Source organism: Kribbella sp. DT2, from assembly GCF_049844575.1.
Classification (GTDB): domain Bacteria; phylum Actinomycetota; class Actinomycetes; order Propionibacteriales; family Kribbellaceae; genus Kribbella.
Window position 1 is genome coordinate 223059 of sequence record NZ_JBNCLH010000007.1, and the last position, 21014, is coordinate 244072.

15 protein-coding genes are annotated in these 21014 nt (G+C 68.1%); all 15 read left to right on the forward strand.

Annotation, left to right across the window (positions count from 1 at the left end):
* Nucleotides 1–377: 377 nt before the first annotated feature.
* A complete protein-coding gene (locus tag ACLQ2O_RS28605; RefSeq protein WP_425837092.1) occupies nt 378–1640 on the forward strand; it encodes a hypothetical protein in 1263 nt (420 codons plus the stop codon).
* A gap of 49 nt (nt 1641–1689) precedes the next feature.
* Nucleotides 1690–1977 (forward strand): hypothetical protein, encoded by a 288-nt coding sequence (locus ACLQ2O_RS28610; RefSeq protein WP_425837095.1) that lies wholly within the window; start codon nt 1690–1692, stop codon nt 1975–1977.
* A complete protein-coding gene (locus tag ACLQ2O_RS28615; protein WP_425837098.1) occupies nt 1978–2562 on the forward strand; it encodes a hypothetical protein in 585 nt (194 codons plus the stop codon).
* The gene (locus tag ACLQ2O_RS28620) at nt 2559–5666 is read left to right on the forward strand and encodes an ATP-binding protein (RefSeq protein ID WP_425837101.1); all 3108 of its coding nucleotides are present in this window, start codon (nt 2559–2561) and stop codon (nt 5664–5666) included. The genes ACLQ2O_RS28615 and ACLQ2O_RS28620 overlap by 4 nt, the downstream gene beginning before the upstream one ends.
* A complete protein-coding gene (locus tag ACLQ2O_RS28625) occupies nt 5663–7684 on the forward strand; it encodes a hypothetical protein (RefSeq protein ID WP_425837104.1) in 2022 nt (673 codons plus the stop codon). The genes ACLQ2O_RS28620 and ACLQ2O_RS28625 overlap by 4 nt, the downstream gene beginning before the upstream one ends.
* Before the next feature lie 7 nt (nt 7685–7691).
* Nucleotides 7692–8591, forward strand: coding sequence for a hypothetical protein (locus tag ACLQ2O_RS28630; RefSeq protein WP_425837107.1), 900 nt, complete (start codon nt 7692–7694; stop codon nt 8589–8591).
* Between the two features lie 22 nt (nt 8592–8613).
* Nucleotides 8614–9756 (forward strand): hypothetical protein, encoded by a 1143-nt coding sequence (locus ACLQ2O_RS28635; RefSeq protein WP_425837109.1) that lies wholly within the window; start codon nt 8614–8616, stop codon nt 9754–9756.
* Nucleotides 9757–9772: 16 nt separating this feature from the next.
* Nucleotides 9773–10798 (forward strand): hypothetical protein, encoded by a 1026-nt coding sequence (locus ACLQ2O_RS28640; protein ID WP_425837112.1) that lies wholly within the window; start codon nt 9773–9775, stop codon nt 10796–10798.
* Between the two features lie 207 nt (nt 10799–11005).
* Nucleotides 11006–11326, forward strand: coding sequence for a hypothetical protein (locus tag ACLQ2O_RS28645; protein ID WP_425837115.1), 321 nt, complete (start codon nt 11006–11008; stop codon nt 11324–11326).
* A gap of 207 nt (nt 11327–11533) precedes the next feature.
* Nucleotides 11534–12994, forward strand: a complete 1461-nt coding sequence (locus ACLQ2O_RS28650) for a M36 family metallopeptidase (protein ID WP_425837118.1) — start codon at nt 11534–11536, stop codon at nt 12992–12994.
* A gap of 60 nt (nt 12995–13054) precedes the next feature.
* Nucleotides 13055–13963 carry an oxidoreductase gene (locus tag ACLQ2O_RS28655; RefSeq protein ID WP_425837121.1) on the forward strand — a complete coding sequence of 303 codons (909 nt, stop codon included), beginning with the start codon at nt 13055–13057 and terminating at the stop codon, nt 13961–13963.
* 85 nt (nt 13964–14048) lie between these two features.
* Nucleotides 14049–15131, forward strand: a complete 1083-nt coding sequence (locus tag ACLQ2O_RS28660) for a lactonase family protein (protein WP_425837123.1) — start codon at nt 14049–14051, stop codon at nt 15129–15131.
* 88 nt (nt 15132–15219) lie between these two features.
* On the forward strand, nt 15220–17685 hold the full coding sequence (locus ACLQ2O_RS28665; protein ID WP_425837126.1) for a LamG-like jellyroll fold domain-containing protein: 2466 nt from the start codon (nt 15220–15222) through the stop codon (nt 17683–17685).
* A 97-nt stretch (nt 17686–17782) separates the two neighbouring features.
* Nucleotides 17783–18622, forward strand: coding sequence for an aldo/keto reductase (locus ACLQ2O_RS28670; RefSeq protein WP_425837129.1), 840 nt, complete (start codon nt 17783–17785; stop codon nt 18620–18622).
* A gap of 105 nt (nt 18623–18727) precedes the next feature.
* Complete coding sequence (locus ACLQ2O_RS28675) at nt 18728–20995, forward strand: right-handed parallel beta-helix repeat-containing protein (protein ID WP_425837132.1); 2268 nt, start codon at nt 18728–18730, stop codon at nt 20993–20995.
* Nucleotides 20996–21014: the final 19 nt, after the last annotated feature.

Consider the following 21014-nt stretch of genomic DNA (forward strand, 5'->3'; position numbering starts at 1 on the left):
CTTAGAACCTATTACTTTGACCCTGCGCCACGACAGAGTTTTCCACAGGCTGGTACGGGCATCGACTACACTGCGTGATCAGTTGAATCGATTCTCTACCCTGTCCTTCGCACGGACTTTCGAACCTGTCCGCGGCGTGTGGCATGGTTTGCGCTGCCTGATCGAGCCGGTCGGGCATGAGAGAGGAGCTATGGCGACGGTACCGAAGGTGTCACGCTTCGATCGGAAGTGTGCATCTGCCCCCGAGTGGGGTAACAGTATGGCTGCGGGGAGCGATGGAGCATTCGGATCCTGGTCCCAGGACTCCCGATGGACAGTCGCTTGCCGTATCCTCCCGGCTACTGTCCGCGTAACTGCTGTCTGAGGGGCGGGGAGAGATGAGTTGGTGGCGAACGGTCCTGAATCTGCCGCCAAAAGGTGAGCACTGGTCGGACCAGCGGCGGACGAAGAAGCCCAAGGGCCGTCCGCAGAACACCGCACCGGAGTGGTGGCAGCACCCCGACGGCCCGGTGTCACCCACCCCTCGCCAGGCACAGGGCGTCGCCGCGCAGTACAGCGCACCGCCGTCGGCCGCCGGCGGGGTGATGGCGCCTCCGCGCCGCCCTCAGGGCCCGGAAACACCCCGTACGGCGAACCAGCCGCCGCAGCAGGCCACAGCTCCCGGCCAGCGACCCCCCGAACGCCTGCGCCAGCGCTCCCCGCACGGCGCCCACGCGGCACCCCAGCCGCCACGTGGGCCCGAGGAGCCGGGCCAGACACCGTGGGCGACCGAGCCGGAGTCCTCGTTCTCGACCTGGGCCCGGCGGTTCTTCCGCGGCCTGGTCGTCGCCGTCCTGTTGCTCGCCGCGATCAGCGGCGTCCGCTCCTGGGTGCGGCCCACCACCGGTACCAACGACGGGGCCGTGGTCAACCAGTCCGGCTTCCCGGCCGACGAGGCCCGCGCGGTCGCGACCCGGTACGCCGTGTCCTACCTCAACTGGGACGAAGGCAACCCGGAAGCCCGTCCGGCCCAGGTCGGCATCGACCTGGCCGCCGGTCTGGACGCCCGGGCCGGCTGGAACGGCCGCGGCAAGCAGACCGCCAACGCGGCGTACCCGGGTGAGGTCAAGGTCGACGCCAGCGGTGTCACGGCGGTCGTCGACGTCCGGGTGCAGGTGCGTCCGTTCACCAAGCAGGGGCGTTCCTTCGTCGGCGGTGCCTACAGCTGGCAGCGCGTCTCGGTGCCGGTCGCTCGTACGTCGTCGCGGGTCATCGCCAGCGGGCCGCCGACGTTCGTCGCCGACGAACGGGTGGCGCTGCCCGACAACATGCCGGAGGCCGGCGTACCGGACGACGATCTGGCCGCGGCCACCCTCAGGGACGCCGAGGCCTTCTTCAGCGCCTACGCCGAGTCCGACGCGAAGGTCGAGGCGGTCGCCGCTCCCGGGGCCGCGATCCGCAGCCTGAACGGTGCGGTGAAGCTCGGCAAGCTGAAGGACTGGCAGGTCTTCACCGGAAACGATGACGAACGCCGGGCGACCGGCTCCGTCACCTGGAACGGTACGGGGGACACCACCCTCGACCAGACCTACACGCTCACGCTCCGGCGCACGGTCGCCGCGGACGGAGCCCAACGATGGCAAGTGGCTGCCGTCGGATGACCACAGCTGACCGCCGTCGCACGACCGGAGCACCAAGGGAGACACCGCAATGATCACGACTCAACTGGTAGCGAGCATCGTGGAGCTCGCCGCGCCGCTGGCCGACCCCAACGTCCCCACCGGCGCGGACTTCAAGGACTGGGTCCTGGTCGTCGCGGGGAACATCTTCATCGCCATCCTCGTGCTGCGGGCGATCGGGCACTACTTCAAGCGCGAGTGGGGCGAGCTGTTCGGGCACATCGCGGCCGGTGTGCTGGTCGGCGGGCTGATCTACGCCAACAACCAGACCATCAACGTGCTCAAGGGCTTTTGGGGACTGCTCTCCGGGGGCAACTGAATGCGCGTCGGCCGGACCCTGACCCACCACTTCGAGATCGAGACCCGGCAGTACGACCTGCTCGGGATCGACCTAGGAGAGGGCGCCCGTCGCAGGATGATCATCTTCGGCGCGGTGATCATCCTGGTCTGGATCGCTCTGCTCGTGCCGATCATCGGCGTACCGATGAAATCGACCGTCAGCCTGTACGTCGTACCGCCGTTCGTGATCACCGCGTTCGGCTGGCGCGCGGGCAAGCACCACGAACGCCGCCGGCGCGTGACCGAGTGGGCGCTGGCCGTTCGCTACGCGCTGCGCGCGCACCGTCCGATCATCGGGCTCGGCGCCCGGGCCGCGGACAAGACGGAGTACCTGCCATGGCGTGAGCGCGTCGCGACCCAGAAGGTGGCCGGCCTGGCCAAGGCCAGGGTGACCCCGGAGTGGGAGCGCGAGGTCGTGGAGGAGCTCGACCCCCAGGTCCGCGCCGGTGCGGACATCACCGTGAACCAGCGGGCCCGCCTCCTCGGTGCGGACCACGTGCAGAGGGTCAGTCGCAGGACGTCGTCGTCGGGTCTCGGCCGACACAAGAGCGAGGGGCACTCATGAAGATCGCTGACAAGCTCCTGAACCTGGTCGGCGTCGGCCGTGAACGCGGTCTCCCGCCGCCACGCCTGGTCGCGATCGCCGACGGCCTGCTGGTCACCGAGCGCAGCGCGGAGGCGTGGTTCCTGATCTCCGTCGCGAACACCGACCTGGCGACCGAGGGCGAGCAAGACGCAGCCCTTGACGCCGCGGTGAGCGCGGCCGCGACGATCCTCGGCGACCGGCTCAGCCACCTCAAGGTGGTCTGGGGCCGCTCGACCGGCCAGGACTACATCGACAGCATCTCCGGCCACTACCGCCTCGGCGACCACGAGGCCTGGGCGCAGACCCGCGCCGACCGGATCGACGAGATGCGGATGCCGGAGCGGTACGTCGCGCTCGGCGTCCACCTCAGCGACCGCGACCCGCGCGCGACCGCGCAGGTCCGCGGCTCGATCAGCGACGCCCTCGGTACGACGTCCTGGCGCGTGAGCGCGCGCGAGCTCGCGCACCTGGACGAGCGGGTCCGCAAGCTGGCCCGCCAGCTCGGCTCGACGGTCTGGCGGGCGCACACCGCGCCGGCCGAGGTGATCTCGTGGCTGGTCAGCCGTGAGATGCACCGTGGCGCCGTCGCCGCCCCTCGCCGTGGTCTGATCACCGGCGCCTCGCTGGCCCGCCTCACGGCCGGACGAGTCGTCCCGTACACCGACCACCTGCGCATCTACGACACCCGCGGCCAGATCGCGGCGTACACGACCGTGCTCGCGATGACCGACTTCCCCGAGGAGCTCGAGACCCCGGGCGCGGGGGAGTGGCTGCGGACGCTGTCGGAGATCAAGGCGATCGACGACGACGGCGACGAGATCGATGTCACCGTCGAGGCGTCGGTGCGCTTCCGCGTGCTGACCAAGAAGACCGCGCGGCACCTGGTCGACGAGACCCGCAAGTCGGCCAAGGAGCAGCGCCGTTCGGCCGCCAAGGGCACCGCCGAGGAGACCGCCGACGAGATCGTCGAGACCGAGCGGATCATGCGCGAGGTCAAGCGCGACATCAACCGCTCCGGCCTGACGCTGGTCGAGGACCACCCGCGCCTGCTGGTCAGCGCGGACACCCGCGAGGACCTCGAGGCGTACGTCGACGCCGTCGTCGCGCACTACGCCGACCGCGGCATCACCGTCGCCGCCGGCGCCGACGAGCAGCGCGACCTGTGGCTGGAATCGTTGCCGGGCGACCAGCTCCGGGTGCCCGACCTCGGGCACGTCCGGGAGTCGACGGCGTTCTTCGGTTCCTGGTTCTGGGGCGGCGCGTCGATCGGTGACGCCACCGGTCCCTCGATCGGTTACCTGACCGGTTCGACGCCGGGCCTGGTCCGCTTCGACGCGGCCGCCGGTTCGGCGCTCGGCGACGCGACCACGACGCTGTTCCTCGGCCGATCCGGCCGAGGCAAGACGACGGCCGCGATGCTCGGTGGCCTCGACTCGGCGTTCGCCGGGGCGTGGGTGCCGCTGCTCGACCTGAAGGGTGACGCGGCGGGTGTCTCCGCTGTCGCCGCCGAGTACGGCGTACCGACTGCTGTCATCGAGATCACCGCGCAGTTCTCCGGCGCCGCGGACCTGCTCCGCGTGCTCCCGGTCGACGACGCGCTGCTGCAGGCGCCGTCCCAGCTGATGCTCCTGCTCCCGCCGCACCTGCGCGGCGCCGCCGAAGCACCGGTGATGGCGGCCACCCGCGCCGAGATCCAGTCCCCGGACCCGTCGTCGTGGGGCGTCATCCAGCGCCTCTGCGCGTCCGAGTCCGAGACCACCCGTACGGTCGGCTTCGCCCTCCGCGACCTGGTCGAGACGGGCCTCGGCTCCGTCGTCGCCGGCCCACCGTCCGGCCTCTCGTCGCTGACCACGAACCCAGGTCTCTGGGTCGTCCAGATGCCAGGCCTCACCCTGCCCTCACCCGAGTCGGCCCCCGAGTCCTGGTCCCCGATCGAACGCGTCGGCATGGCCTGCCTGCGCGGCTGCCTGGCCTGGATGGTCCGTACGACGGGCCGCCGCGAGTTCCGCGGCCGCTCCAAGGTCGTCATCGTCCCCGAGGTTCACCTCCTGACGAAGACCCCCGACGGCGCCAGCTTCCTCGACTACATCGCCCGAGTAGGCCGAGCCCTGGGAGCCTCGCTGGTCCTGGACACCCAGGACCCCGCCTCCATCCTCAAGCTCCCCGGCCTGGTCGAGCAGATCACCACCCTGTTCGCCTTCTCGCTGCGCTCCCGCGAACAGGTCGACTCCCTGCTGGAGCTCCTCGGCCGCCCGCAGACCGCGCCGTACCAAACCCTCGTCCGAGGCATCAACACCGCCGCCAACGGCAAGTCCATCCGCCACGGCCACTGCATCATGCGAGACCGCTGGGACGAGGTCGCCACCGTCCAGATCGACATCCCCAGCCAGCGCGTAGCAGACCTCCTCCGCACCACCCCGGAGTCCGAGCACGCCCTCGAACCCACCCAGCCCATCCCCACCCTCCCCGAAGACATCGACCCCTTCGCGGACGACGAGGAAGAGGACGCCCTCCTCCCCGAACCAGCCGCCACCGCCACAGCCCAGGCCGAGGCCCACACCACCGTCGACCCCGACCCCCTCCAGGACGCCCCCGTACAGGACCTCCCCGCGGAGCCCCCTCTCTACGAGGAAACCCCAGCCCCGGCCGCCCGCTACGAGGACACCCCAGCCCAGGCGACCCAGGCCCAGCCGCCCCGCTACAAGGACACCCCAGCCCAGGCCGCCCACACCCAAACCACCCCTGCCCAAGCCATCCCGCCCCAGAGCCCCCCAGCTCAGCCAGCGGGCCCCCAGGACACCCCTGCCCCCCAGCCCTCCGCGGCACCCCCCGCAGCCACCGCTCCTAGCCCCACCCCCAACGGCACCCCGGTGGCCCAGCCCGCAACCCACCCCCCGGTAGCCCAGCAGTCCGCCCCCGCCCCCCTCTCCCCCAACGGCAACGGCCACACCCCCCACCCCACCCACCACGACTCCCCGATCGGCCCCGACGAGGTCTACGACCAAGAAGCCGACGACCCCGGCTACAACAAGGCCATGTACACCCCCGACGACGCCCCCACCAAAAAGGAGCACGTCGGATGAGGTGGACGCGCCGTCTCCGAACGGCGCTCACCGTCACAGCCGTCTCCTTCATCGTCACAGCCCAGGTAGCCCTGGCAGCCGACCCGGACACCGGCCCCACCAACCCCACCGGCTTCGGCGACCTCCTCCCCACCCCAGACCTCACCCACGGCGACACCCGAACCCTCTTCGAGCAGTACAGCCCGATGGTCTACGGGTTGGACTTCGAGTCCAGCCTTCGTGACCCGTTTCAGGGTGTCTTCAACGGCTATGCCCACATGGTGATGATGTACATCATCGCGATCACCCGAGGCGCGATCTCGGTCGGTTGGTGGCTGTTCTCCTTTACCGACATCAAGTCGCTGACTGACACCGCCTCGTCGGCGATCGGCAATGTCAACACCGAATTGGTCGGCTGGCTCCTGCCATCAGCACTCGCCTTCGGCGCAATCGCCGCTTACGCCCAACGTCGCGCCAGTGGTAGCGCAATGGGTCAGCTGGTTTGGGTGTTCGCCGCAGGTCTCATCGCAACGAGTTTCGCCGTCGCTCCGAACACCTGGCTCAACGGTGTGGACGGCGCCAGGCAGGTCGGCGCCGACGCTGTCGTGGGCACATCCACCGAGGTCCTCGGCGGAACGATCAAGACACCGATCGACTGGCCTCAGCCCAGCTTCGCCGGGACCAAGCAGGACACCCTGCTGAGGAAGTCCGGCGATGCGACGTGGCGTGCGTTTGCCGCCACTCCATGGTGCGTGGCCGAGTTCGGATCGTTAGCGGCGTGTGAGCGCTACGGGAAGGCGATCCTCGACAAGGGAACCGATGGCGACGCTCGCAACGAGTACATCGACAACGAGATCAGCAAGGCCGAAGGTGGCGGCAGTGCCCCGACAGTCGAGTGGGCGAAAGGTAAGAACCCGTTCGGCCGGGTCGGTGTCCTGACCCTTGGAGCAATCGCCGCGTCGCTGTTCGCCTTCCTGACGGTGTCGCTGGCTTTCACTGCGTTGATGGCGTTTGTCGGCTGCATGCTCCTGCTCGTGGTGGGCGTCCTCTTCGCGTGTTTGTGGGCGATACCGGGAAGACCGCGGCAGTGGGCAATGAACTGGTTCGAAGCCCTGCTAGGGCTGGTCTTACAGTCCATCTTGGCGTTGCTGGTGTTCTCCACGACGCTTGCGCTGGTGACCGCCGTCTTCGGCCTGACCGACACGATCGGATGGTTGCCGGTCAGCGGTTTGGCGATCGCGGTCCTGATCGCGGGATTCCGGCTTCGGCGTCTCTTCGAGAGCATGAGCACGATGATGCGACCAGGTTCGGGCAGTCTGTTGATGGGCGGATTGGCGCGCCGCGGTGCCGTGACAGCGGTCCGGAGACTGATGGGCGCAGTAGGCAGCAGGGCGGCAAGCCCTGCTGTTGCCGAGAGGGGCGCGGGGAAGAGCGGCGGAGGCGGCGATCCGTCCGTCGAGCGCGCGACCGCGGTCCGCGTCTTCCGCCAGGCACCTGCCGTCAACGCATCGGGTGGCTCGCCGATGGTGGCAGGACAGCGCCAAGCGCACGAACTCGGCGCGACACACGATCGTCGAGCGATCGAGGGGAGCGGTGCGTCCGGTGGGGCCGGTGCAGGAAGCCGGAAGGAGAGCTTGCTGGGACGGCTGAAGGATCAGCCGCGGGTCGTCCAGGCCACCTCGATCTCGGCGACCCCGATGAAGTCGGATTCCGGTTCGGGACGACGTCGGGCCATTGCGGTGGGGATGGCGCCCAGCGGTGGCGGAGGCGGTAGCGCCACAACGTCGAGCACAGGCGGGGGTACTAGCGCGTCCACGGAGAGTCGGCGTGCTCGGCACTCGCGTGAACCGAAGACAACTGCTGCTTCCAGCAGCCGGTTCGAGCCTCGGATCCACACCCCTTCGGCGAGTCTGCGAGATGGGCCACCGAAGACCCTTCGCGAACGGCGCAAGCCGGCGAGCGGTGGGCCCCGGCGTTTCCGCGAGTACTCGAGCGTGACCAAAGACGGAGTGACCGTCATGGTGCCAACGCGTAGGTGAATCGACCATGACGAAACGGGATCGCGACCGGAGGCTGGCCGGCACCGACCGGGATGCCGCAGATGATTCCACCCGGCCGGACGACTTGCGTCCAGACGAGCCGTCCGGTTGGCGGGACGTCATGAGCACGGACTACTCGTACCCGGACGAGCTCGACGACCTCGGGAGGCATGAGCGGCGCAAGGCCAAGCGTTCCTGGCGGCGAGATGACCATGCACAACGCATGGCCTGGCTGCGCGACCAACGCCGGGCGGAACCGACCAGCCCCGTCACTGTGGTCGTTGCCATTGTCATCCTTGCCATCATCGTGCTGGGCTTCGGTGGTGGCCTGTCCCGGTTGTTGGGCAGGGACGACCCGCAGGAAGGACAGGACGTCGGCATGCTGGCGCCGTCGCCTCAGCCGGAAAGACCTGCTGCGACGGGAAGTCCGAGCCCGGGCACTCCATCAGAGGTGCTGACTCCATCTAACTCGGTCTCGACGCCGCCTGTCCTGACCGAACGCCCCTCTGCAGTCGCGACCGCTGCTGCGACCGATGTGGTCACGAGCTGGGCCCGAACGTTCTACACCCGGGATCCATCCGCTGAGGCATACGCGGATCTGGTGACGCGGACCGAGCCGTACATCACCGATGAGGTCGGCGAAAGTCTGACGGAGGCGGGTGACAGCACCTACGAGGCATTGAGGACCGACGGAGGCAAGTCCACCGTCGCAGACGTTGTCGTGACTCCTCCACGGCCTGATTCAGCCCCGGTCGACACCCCGACACGGATCAGCAGGCTGGTCACCATAACGATCGACATCACCGGCAAGCGACCCAGCCGCATTCAGCTCCCACTAGTGATCACCACGATTCCAGAGGGCGCGACCTGGGTCATCAGCGATGTAAACGGCGGCGCCGGGCCATGAGCAACGGGGACGGGTGATTTCCATGTTCATGGCTGGAGGATCCAGTGGACTGGCCGGTGCGCGGTCGGTTGCGCTCAAGGCTGCCGGAGCAGTCGCCTTGGTGGCGCTGCTGGGCGTAATCACTATTTTGCCGTTCGGCGCTGCTGGCGACCGATTCGTGGCCGGCTGTCCCTTGGGCGACACCGGTCGAGCCGACGATCCACCGGTTGACGCATCCACGCAACAACGCCAGGTGGGTTTCGCCAAGATCATCGACAACGTGGCGGTCAGCCGAGGTCTGCCCGGACGGGCGACCTTGGTCGCACTGATGACGGCCCTGCAGGAATCGCAGCTGGAGAACATCGGTTACGGCGACCGGGACTCTGTGGGTCTGTTCCAGCAGCGTCCTTCTGCGGGATGGGGCACGGTCGCCCAGATCCTCAACCCGACCTACGCCGCCGAGGCATTCTTCGGTGGCCCGAAGCCTCCGAGTCCGCCCGGACTGGTCGACATCAATGGTTGGCCGTCGATGTCCTACACCGAGGCGGCGCAGGCAGTTCAGGTCTCGGCATTCCCGAATGCCTACGCGCGGCACGAGCACGCCGCTCGGAGGATCGCGGCCGCGGCCGGCATTGATCTCGAGAGAGCCGGCGATCCCTACGGCGGCGGCAAGATTGCGACCCCCGGTGCGCCCACCGGAAATGAGACCGTGTCAGCCCTGGAAGACTGTGACGACGGTGGTGGGCTGATCTCCGGACGGCCCGTGAACGGCGTCTGGCCGCCTGAGGAAGCGACCGTTTCGGATCCCACCGGGACCGGAGGCATGGTGACCGCCCGGACGGCAGCATGGATCTCGGCGGCACGCACGAATCTGGCAAACCCGTCGATGAGCTGCTGGGACGCCCACGTCTGGAACCCGACGAGCGACCACCCCAAGGGCAGAGCATGCGACGTCTTTGTCGGCGGTGACGGAAGACGTGCGCCCGCGGTGCGCGCGAAGGGCGACCGGATTGCGAACTGGACCATTCAAACCGCTGGAACGACCGGAGTCAGGTACCTCATCTGGTACGGCAAAATCTGGAGCGCCCGCACTGGGCAGTGGAAGCCGTACAACGGCGGCGGAATCTATGATCCGAGTAATGCGACTGGTGGGCACTTCGACCATGTTCATGTGTCGCTCTACTGATGGCAGAGGCGTTTGAATGAGTGGTGTTGAGGGCGGGGCCGAACGACCAGAGGGGCCGATGGGCGGTGAGCCACGGCGTCCGGTCGACGGGACGGGCGGCGTCAATCCGCGGTTGCCGATCCGGGGACCGGGGCAACCGCAGCCGATGCGCTCCCACGGTCCTGGCGGCGGTGGACTACTGCTGTCCGAAATCGTCGGCAGTGCGATCTGGGCGGTGGCCAGTTTCTTCATCATCTATTGGTTCTGCCAGTTGTTCGGCGCGGAGGACGCAACCTGGATCCTGATCGTCGTCTGGCTGGTGTCCGGAATCATCGTGTTCTGGCGAGGAATGGACTTTCTGCTCTCGCGCTTCCTGTTCGGGCTACGCCAGCCGACCATGGTCGAGGGGCAAAGGCTGATGCCGAGTTGGCATGCGGTGGCCACACGGTCCGGGCTCGACATGAACGACTACAGTTTGTGGATCCAGAACGCAGACGGCGCCACGGCAGGCGTCGCTGCTGGAAACACCGTCACGGTGACAGGCTGGGCCATGTACACCCTCCCGCCCAGTCATCTCGAGGCTGTCTTGGCGTTTGATCTGGCCAGTCACCTGCACAGCCGGACCTGGATCAGCAGATTGGCGCTCTGGTATTCAGTCCCGGCCAGACTCGTTGCGCTCGGCGTCAGACAGCTTCTGAAGCTGAGCCGGACCATCCCGGCCATCGGCTGCACCATTGTCGGGTTCCTTCTGATGGCGTACATCGGGATCCTGCTCTTCGCCTTGGTGTTCTACGACAGCCTCATGGTTCCACTTCTCTACCTGTCGCCGGTGCTGCTTCCTTTCCTGTTCGGAGGCCTGGCGCACTGGAATCAGCGGATGGCTGATCGTGCGGTGGCGGACATGGGACACGGCAGGAAGCTGCTGGAAGTGCTTTACGGCTGGCAGGGGCAGCACCAGGAGGTTTCCAGGCGGATGGCAATGACCCAGCCGGACTGGCTCGGCGGGCAGTCATCGGTTTCAGAGCGCATCCGAGCGCTGGAGAACTACATCCAGCGCTTCTGACACCCGGCCACGATCCAGACTGGGGCGGCGCCCGACGTAGCAGACCGCGGCGCACGGAGTCAGATCCAGAAATGCGCCGCGGTCTCATCAGCTGTCAACGGTGTTCGCGCACCTCGGCTGATGCGGACAATCATACTCTGATTGGCCGGGGGCGATGGCGCCAGGAAGGCCAGATTGATAACCTGACCTTCTAAACAGAAGTACCACATGGTGCTTTCGCTCACTTGTGATCGATTCGCCGTGTGGTTGTTCGCGCAACCTTGGCGATCTTTCACCTGTCCTCAGGAGTCAGATCCTATGGTTGCCGCTAACACCCGTACCAAGCGCACATCTTTCGACAAGAAGGTTGAGCGTTGGAATGCCAACTTGGTTGCGTTGACTACCTTGATGGTCAGTTTGACCGGGCTGCTTCGGCAGGCTGTTCGGATTGTGCTGATTGTGGTTGCTGTGATCGCGGTGTTCTCACCGGGGCTTTTGCCGCTCGTGGCTACGTTGTCGGCTCTGCTGTTGCAGGTTCGTCAGCCGTAAGCGCGGGACACACCAGCTCGATCCCTTCGGGGGTCGGGCTGATGTGCGTCAGGGGCAGGGGATGGCGGTCGGCCAGGGGAGGGGACCAGGTTTTCCCTTGTTGAGGTGGGAGGACCGGAGGTTTTGCTTCCCAAGGTGGTGGTGGGCGAACTAGGGTCGCGACGGATCGTAGTCGGGTCACCACGTAAGTTCATGGGAGGGAAGAAGATGACGAAGCGTAAGGCGGTCGCGGCGGTGGCTGCGGGGGTGCTTGCTGCTGGGTTGGGGTTGTCGGCCACGGGGTCCGCGGGGGCGGCGCCGGCGGAGGCGGTGCCGGCGAACTTGAAGTTGGTGAAGACGAAGAACTCGTTGCTCGGGCAGCACGTGTGGTACCAGCAGACCTTCAAGGGGTTGCCGGTGGTGAACGGGTACTACGCGAAGCACCTGGACAAGTCGGGCAAGGTGGTGCAGGTCGCGGACGGGCGGGACGCCGTACCGGCGTCGCTGGACGTCAGTGCGAAGGTGCCGTCGGCAACGGCGACGAAGTCGGCGAACGCCGCGGTGACGGCTCGGGCGGCGCGGAACCGGATCGCGCAGCCGAACAAGAGTGTGGCGCCGACGCCGGCGGCGACGCAGGGTGCGGCGCAGCTCGCGGTGGTCGGTGGGCCGAACGCCCGTCTGGTGTGGAACGTGACGTCCCGGTCGGCCGAAGGGGTGACGCGGTCGCTGGTCGACGCGAAGAACGGCGCGGTCGTCGAGTCGAAGGTGATCAGCGACAACGTCGACGGCAAGGGTTCGGTGTTCGACCCCAACCCGGTGGTCACGCTGAAGAACGAGAACCTGACCGACCAGAACGACAAGAACCAGAACGACCTGTTCCTCGCACAGAAGAACGTGATCCTGCGCAACCTGGACGGTTCGGGCAAGCTCAACGGTGCCTACGTCAACATCGCCGAGGCCAAGGGCGGGGTGGCGCAGAACAAGAACAACACGTTCGTGTACCAGCGCGCCAACGACAAGTTCGAGCAGGTGATGGCGTACTACCAGGTCAACCAGACCCAGGAGTACATCCACTCGCTCGGCTTCACCGAGGTGAACAACGAGTCGCAGGACTTCTCGATCAACACCTTCGACGGCGACAACAGCTTCTACGACCCGTCGGTCGACGTGATCACGATGGGCGAGGGGGGCGTCGACGACGCCGAGGACGCCGAGGTGATCTGGCACGAGTACGGTCACGCGATCCAGGACGACGTCGTTCCGGGCTTCGGTGAGTCGCTCCAGGCCGGTTCGATCGGTGAGGGCTTCGGCGACTACTGGGCCGTGCAGCAGTCGATGCCGGTGAGCAAGAACTACGACATCCCGTGCGTGATGGACTGGGACGCGACGTCGTACACCGACGGTCCCAAGCACTGCCTGCGGCGCACCGACACCGGCAAGACCACCGACGACATCGTCGGCGAGGTGCACGACGACGGTGAGATCTGGTCGAACGCGCTCTGGGACATTCAGAAGGCGCTCGGCCGTACCAAGGCCAACAAGGTGATCCTGCAGGGCACGTTCTTCTACGCGCCCGACACCAGCTTCGCCGACGCCGCACGCGTCACGGTCCAGGCGGCCCGCCTGCTGTACGGCAAGGCGACCGCGGACCAGGTCACCACGGCCTTCAAGGCCCGCAAGATCCTCTAGTACGACGTACGACGTACGCCGTACGACGCCGGCTCGTGCGCCCACCGCTACTGTGGGCGCATGAGCTGGAGCACCGCGGACATCCCTGACCAGACCGGTCGGCACGCCCTCGTCACCGGCGCCACCAGCGGAATCGGCTTCGCCACCGCCCTGGAGCTGCTCAGGCGCAACGCCGACGTCGTGATCGCGGCACGCAACCCGGACAAGACCGCCCAGGCCGCTGCCGAGCTGACCGCCAGAGCGGGCAGGGCGCCGCAGACGGTGGAGCTCGACCTCGCCGATCTCACCAGCGTTCAGCACGCCGCCGAGCAGCTCGCCAAGACGTACGACCGGCTCGACCTGTTGGTCAACAACGCCGGCGTGATGGCGACGCCGTACCGGCAGACCCTGGAGGGCTTCGAGCTGCAGGTCGGAACCAACCACCTCGGACACTTCGCGCTCACCGCCCGGCTGATGCCGCTGCTCCGCCAGGCGGACCAGCCGCGGGTCGTCACGGTCAGCTCGTTCATGCACAAGACGGTCCGCGGGATCAGCAAGGCCGACTTCACCGCCGAGAGCGGCTACCGCAAGTGGGAGTCGTACGGGAAGTCCAAGCTCGCCAACCTGCTCTTCATGCTGGAGCTGAGCCGCCGGGCCGGCGACACCCTGGTCAGCGCGGGCTCGCACCCCGGGTACGCCTCGACGCACCTGCAGGCCGCCGGTGCCGAGCTCGCCGGGCGCCAGCTCCAGGCCCGCGTCTTCGGCGCCGCCACCAGGTTGGTCGCTCAGTCGGCCGCTGCCGGCGCCTGGCCCAGCCTGTACGCCGCGACGCAGCCCGATCTGCGGTCCGGCTCGTTCGTCGGGCCCGGCTTCCTCGGCTACCGCGGCGCTCCGAAGCCAGCGACCCCGACCAGCACCGCCCGGGACCCCGAGCTCGCGAAGCGACTGTGGGCCTGGTCCGTCGAGGCGACCGGGGTCGACGCGTTCTGACCACCCACCGTGCGCGGCGAGTGACAGAGAGGTGATTTCGAAGCTACCCTTCGATAGTCCTCGTCCGCCCCACGGAGGTCCCCAGATGACTACGACCCGACGCACCTTCCTCGGTCTCACCGCCGCGGCAGCTCTCACCGGCATCACTCCGGCCTTCGCCGGCCGCCGCGACCAGCAGACCCTCTACATCGGCACCTACACGTCCGCGGGCGGGCCCGGCATCGGCCTTGCCTCGTACGACGCAGCGAGCGGCGCGATCACGTCGACCGGCGTGCTGACCGGTGTCCAGGAGCCGTCCTTCTTGATCATGGCGCCCTCCAAAAACTTCCTGTACGCCGTCAACGAGCAGACCGACGGCGGCGTGACCGCCGTCGCGATCGATGCCCCCGGCAAGCTCCGGGTCCTGAACCGCCAGTCCACCGGTGGATCTGCCCCGTGCCATCTCGCGCTCGTTGCGGACGGCAAGTACCTGCTGAGCGCCAACTACGGCTCGGGTGACGTCGCCGTGCACCCGGTCAAGGCCGACGGCAGCCTCGACGCCCGGACCGATCTGGTCAAGCACGTCGGCGCCGCGCCGCACGCGCACCAGGTCGTCGAGGACCCGACCGGCGATTACATCCTGTCGGTCGATCTCGGCACCGACACGGTCTACACGTACACGATCGCCGCGCCCGGCAAGCTGACCGAAGTCGCCCAGGCCAAGCTGAAGGCCGGCGCCGGACCACGCCACCTGGCCTTCCACCCGAACGGCCGGTACGCGTACGTCGCGAACGAGCTCGACAGCACCGTCGTCCCGTGCGGGTACGCCGACGGTCGGCTGACGCCAGGGACGCCGGTCCAGGCCGCGCCCACGAACACGCCGCAGAACTACCCCGGCGAGGTGGTCGTCTCGCCCGACGGCAACTTCGTCTACGTTACCAACCGCGGCCACAACAGCATCGCCGTGTTCGCCGTCGAGGACGGGGGAGCGGCGCTCAACCGCCTCGCGACGCCGTCCGCAGGCGGCGACTGGCCGCGGCACTGCGCGATCGACCCGACCGGCACCCTGCTCCTGGTCTCCAACCAGCGCTCCAACACGATCACCACCTTCCACAGAAACGAACAGACTGGAACCCTGGCGCCGGCCGGCAGCTTCAGCACTCCAAGCCCGGTCTGCACGCTGGTGTGATGTTCGAACCTGAGTGAGCTCTTGCAATTCTGTCGTGGGAGCGTTTCCATCGAGCTGTCCTTTCCCCGCCCCGGAAGGAAACAGTCGCATGAAACGACGCCTCGCCGCGGTCGTGGCCGGCCTCCTGGCCGCGACCGCGATCGTGGTCCCCACCTCACAGGCCGCTCCGGCCTGGCAGCCAGGGACTCCACCGCTCAGCACGCCCTGGACCGACGACGTCTCACCCACCAACGCGCTTCCGGAGTATCCGCGGCCGCAGCTGACCCGCGACCGCTGGCAGAACCTCAACGGCCTGTGGGAGTTCGCCGCCGCGGCCCCAGGAGACCAACCGCCGTTCGGGCGCACGCTGGCCGAGAAGGTCCTCGTCCCGTACCCGATCGAAAGCGCTCTCTCCGGCGTCCAGCGCCACGAGGACCGCATGTGGTACCGCCGCACCTTCACCGTCCCGAGCGCGTGGAAGGGCCAGCAGCTCCTGCTGCACTTCGGCGCGGTCGACTACGACGCCAGGGTCTGGGTCAACGGCCGCGAGGTCGCCACCCACCGCGGCGGGTACGACGGGTTCTCGGTCGACGTGACCAACGCCCTGCACCAAAAAGGCCCGCAGGAGATCATCGTCTGGGCCGAGGACCTCACCGACGAGACGTTCCAGCCGATCGGCAAGCAGCGCGAGGTCGGCGACCACGGCATCTTCTACCAGGGCAGCTCCGGCATCTGGCGCACGGTCTGGATGGAGCCGGTCGCCCGGTCCTCGATCGAGCGCCTCCAGCTGACGCCTGACGTACCGGGCAAGGCCCTCAAGGTCACGGCCGACACGACCGGCCCGGCCAACCTCGACGTCGAGACGACCGTGTACGACGGCCGCCGCAAAGTCACAGCCCTCAGAGGCAAAGCCAACCAAGAACTCGAGATCAAGATCCCCAACCCGAAGCTCTGGTCGCCCGACAACCCCTTCCTCTACACGCTGAAGGTCAAGCTGATCGATCGCGGCAAGGTCGTCGACCAGGTCGGTTCGTACGCCGGACTGCGCGAGGTCGGCAAGCTGAAAGGGGCCGACGGCAAGCTTCGGCTCGCGCTGAACGGCAAGATCCTGTTCAACCTGTCGACGCTGGACCAGGGCTTCTGGCCGGACGGGCTGAACACCGCACCGACCGACGAGGCGCTCAGGTTCGACCTGGAGCAGCACAAGGAGCTCGGCTTCAACACCGTCCGCAAGCACATCAAGGTCGAGCCGGACCGCTGGTACTACTGGGCCGACAAACTCGGGCTGATGGTCTGGCAGGACATGCCGGCCTCCAAGACCGACCCGATCCCGCCGGCCTGGCAGGCGCAGTACAAGGCCGAGCTGCACGAGATGGTCGAGGAGCACAAGAGCTTCACCTCGATCACCACCTGGGTGCCGTTCAACGAGGGCTGGGGCGAGTGGGACCTGGCCGAGACCGGGCGGATCGCCGACAGCGTCAAGGCGCAGGATCCGTCCCGGCTGGTCAACGCGCACAGCGGAATGAACTGCTGCGACTCACTCGGCGACTCCGGTCGCGGCGACATGATCGACCATCACGCCTACCTCGGGCCGGCGACCGCCACACCGTCCGGCGATCGCGTAGCGGTCGACGGCGAGCACGGCGGCTTCGGGCTCAAGACCGAGGACCACATGTGGTTCGGCGACGGTTTCGCGTACGAGATGACGCCGGACTCGGCGACGCTCACCCGCCGGTACGTCGAGAACCAGCGTGACGTCCTCCGGTCGGCGAACACCTGCGGGATCAGCGGGTCGGTCTACACCCAGATCACCGACGTCGAGGGCGAGGTGAACGGCTTCTTCACCTACGACCGCCAGGTCCCGAAGATGGACTTCGCCCAGGTCCGCGCGATGAACGAGCAGATCATCGCGGGAGCGGACGGAACCGGCAGCGGCGGACCCACCCCACCACCCGGTACGCCGGGTGCCGACGGCATCCACTTCTACCCGCTCGACGGTTCGGGCGAGGACGTTGCCGGCGACAACGACGCGACGTTGCAGGGCGGTGCGACCTTTGCCCCCGGCAAGAACGGCCAGGGCGTCGCGACGAACGGGACGAGCCAGTTCGTCGACACCGGCGCCCAGTTGATCGACACCAACGGCAACTACACGACGACCGCCTGGGTGAAGCTGAACAAGGCCGACGGCGGGTTCCAGACCGTGGTCAGCCAGGACGGCGACCGGGACAGCGCGTTCTTCCTGCAGTACTCCGGCCAGGACCAGCGGTTCGCGATGAGCTTCCCGGGGCAGCGCGCGCTCGCGCCGACGAAGCCGAACCCGGGCCAGTGGTACCACCTGACCGGCGTACGGGACGCTGCCAAGGGCGAGCTGCGGCTGTACGTCGACGGCGCACTGGTTGCGACCAAGTCGGCCTGCACGCTCGACGCGACGTCGACCGGCAACACGGTGATCGGGCGCGGCAAGTTCGGCGGCAACCCGGTCGACTACCTCGACGGGGTCGTCGACCAGGTGCACGTGTTCGACCGCGCGCTCGAGGCGACGGAGGTGAAGGCGCTGTACGACTCCGGCCGCTGATCGTTGTCTCGGGCCCCGCGGAGTACGCGCGGGGCTCGAGATGCGAAACCGTCGCACAGGGCCGATCCTGGTAGTGCCGACCAGGGAGGTGTGGCCGATGACCGCTCCCAGCCGTGTGCTCGCTCCGTCGACGACGCCGCGTTTCCGCCCGCCGCGCTTCGGGCTCGGCGGGTCGCGGCTCGGCGCCGCCGGAGCCGACGTGGCGGCGGCCACGATCGAGGCGGCGTACACGGCGGGGATCCGCTTCTTCGACACCTCACCGGCGTACGGCGACTCCGAACGACGCCTCGGTACGGCGCTGGCCGCACACCCGCGCTCGGGGTTCCTGCTGTCCACGAAGGTCGGCCTCGACGGGGTCCGCGAGTCGGTCGCCGGCAGCCTCGAACGGCTCGGCGTGACGTCGCTCGACCTGGTCTTCGTGCAGGATCCGGGCGGCGAGCCGATCGATGCCGCGTACGCCGTACTGGCCGAACTGAGGGAGCGGGGTGTGATCGGCGCGATCGGTGTCGCGGGGCGGGAGTGGGAGCAGCTCGACCGGCTCGTTCGGGACGTCGAGCTGGACGTGGTGCTGCTGGCCGGGCAGTACTCGTTGCTCGACCGGTCGAGCGAGCCGCTGCTGGATCGCTGCCAGGCAAGGGGAGTCGCCGCGATCGTTTCCGGCGTACTCACCCAAGAGGTCCTGCTGACCGATCGGTCCAAGCAAACGACTGACCCACTGACGATCCGCGCGCGCCGGATCTCCGCGGTCTGCGAACCGTACGGCGTCTCGCTTCCGCAGGCCGCTTTGGCCTTCCCTGGCAGGCATCCGGCGGTGACGTCGGTGCTGATCGGTGCGGCGACGCCGGCCGAGATCAGGGCCGACGCGACGTTGGTCCGGCAGCCTGTTCCCGAGCGGTTCTGGCGCGATCCGGAGCTGGCGCGGCTGCTCACCGACTGAGCGGTCGGAAAACGATTGACAGTTCCTGCAGAAGTCCTGGTGAGGTCTTGTCAGTGACGGATCGCTGGTGAATTCTGGTGCCTTCGCTTCCTGTGGGGGGATGTCATGTCCAGAATCACTGTGTCCTGCCTGCGCGCCGCCGCGCTGGCCGGACTACTCGGATCGTGCCTGGTCGTCGTCACGACCGCACCGGCCTCGGCCGCCGCCATCACGGTCACCACGACCGCCGACGTGGTCGACGGCGGTGACGGCCTGACCTCGTTGCGGGAGGCCTTCACCACCGCCTCCGGCAACGGCGCCGACGACGTGATCACGCTCGGCGCCGGCCTGACCTACCCGTTGTCGGTCTGCTCCGGTCCGTTGACGCACGCCGACAACCACGAACTGGTTGTCCAGGGCAACAACTCGACGATCGAGCAGACCTGTGACGCGAAGGGTGTGGTCAACAGCACCAGTCACGACGGCCGGCTCGAGCTGCGGGACCTGGTCATCGACGGTGGCCCGAACACCACGAACACCGCGCTGGAAGGCGCCGCGGTCCGTTCCGACAGTGAGCTGATGCTCAACTACGTCGAGGTCCGCAACGTGCTGTCGCCCGGCGGCAGCGTCGTCTGGAGCAGCTTCGGGCACGGCACCACGCCGTACCGGATGACGTTGCTCGCCGGCAGCCTGCACGACAACACCGGCAGCGTGATCAGTTGCGACAACTGCTCGCTGTCGATCAACGGCACGAGCATCTCGGACAACACCGGCTCCGGACTGTCGCTCGTCGACGGGTACCCGGTCTCGCTGGAGAGCACGACGATCACGAACAACACCCGGACCGGGATCAGCAACTCCGGCCAGGGCTTCGCGGCGAACACGATGGAGATCGACCAGAGCAACATCTCCGGCAACGGCCGGGCGGGCATCCTGTGCAGCAACTGCGGCGACCTGCGGATGTACTCCACCGGCGTCAGCGGCAACGGGCTGACGGCGGCCGACGCGCGCGGCGGTATCTCGTTCACCGCGTTCAAGCGCGGCAACGGGTCGACCGGGATCTACGGCCTGCTGTCCAGCGTCACCGGGAACAGGAGCACCCAGCCCGGCGGCGGGATCTCGCTGACGCCGGTGCTGATCGAGGACCAGGGCGTGACGCCGGACGTCGGCCTCGACCGCGTTCTGGTGGAGGACAACCAGTCCGTCGGCGGCGGTGGTGGCGTCTGGCTCGGGTTCGGCGCGCTGCACATGTACAAGGGCTCCCTGATCGGCAACAGCACGACCGGCGGCAACGGCGGTGGTGCGGGCACGGTCGACACGACGGGGCCGTTCGACATGTCGTTCGACGAGACGCCGATCGACCACAACAGCGCGACCGGCGACGGCGGAGGCCTGTACGCCCAGCAGATCACCCAGCTGTTCGTGGACCGGACCGGGCTGAGCGACAACACCGCCGGTGGCAACGGCGGAGGCGCGAAGGTCGACAACAGCATGTCCGTCTACCTCTCCGACATGGCGGTCGACAACAACAAGGCGGTCAACGGCGCCGGTCTGGACGTGGCGACCGAGGGCCTCACCGGCGAGAAGCTGACCTTCGCCGGGAACGTCGCGACCGGGACCGGTGGTGGCGCGCGGATGGCGGCCGTCTCGGCGAGCTTCCTCAACAGCACGTTCAACGGCAACACGGCCGCGACCGGTGGTGGGCTCGCCGTGACCAACGCCGCGGTGACCACACTGACCCACGTGACGATGGCCGACGACCAGGCGACGACCGGCGCGCACATCGCCGCCGTACCGGCTGCTCAGGTGCGGAGCGAGAAGAGCGCGATCGTGCTGCCGAAGGTCGGTACGTCGTGCGCGGGGATCGGCGGGGCGTTCGCCGGGACGTCGCTCGGCTTCTCGGTACGGCGGGACGCCAGCTGCGGCAGCATCGCGTCCGACCTGGTGACGGCGGCCGACCCGCAGCTCGGGGCGCTGGGTGGGCTCGGATTCGCCCGGGTCCGGGTGCCGGCGGCGACTAGTCCGCTGGGTGGGCGGGTCCCGGTCGCGAACTGCCTGGTCGAGGACGATCAGCGGATGACGTTCCGGCCCTCGGGGGCGAACTGCGAGGCCGGGTCGGTCGAGATCGTGGAGGCGCCGGGCGCGGACGCGGCGCTGACGACGTTGACCGCGGACGTGAAGGGACTGCACCTGCCGAAGGCGGTCGAGGCGAGCCTGGTGCTCAAGCTGGGGACGGCCCGGTCGGCGGTGCAGAAGGGCCAGAACCTGGTCGCGAAGGCGGCGCTGACGGCGTTCGTGATCGAGGTGAAGGTGCTCGCGGCGAAGAAGGTCGTGCCGGCGGCGGCCGCCGGGCAGCTGGTGGCGAAGGCGACGGCGGTCAAGAACTCGCTGTGACGCTGCTCGGGTCCTCCCG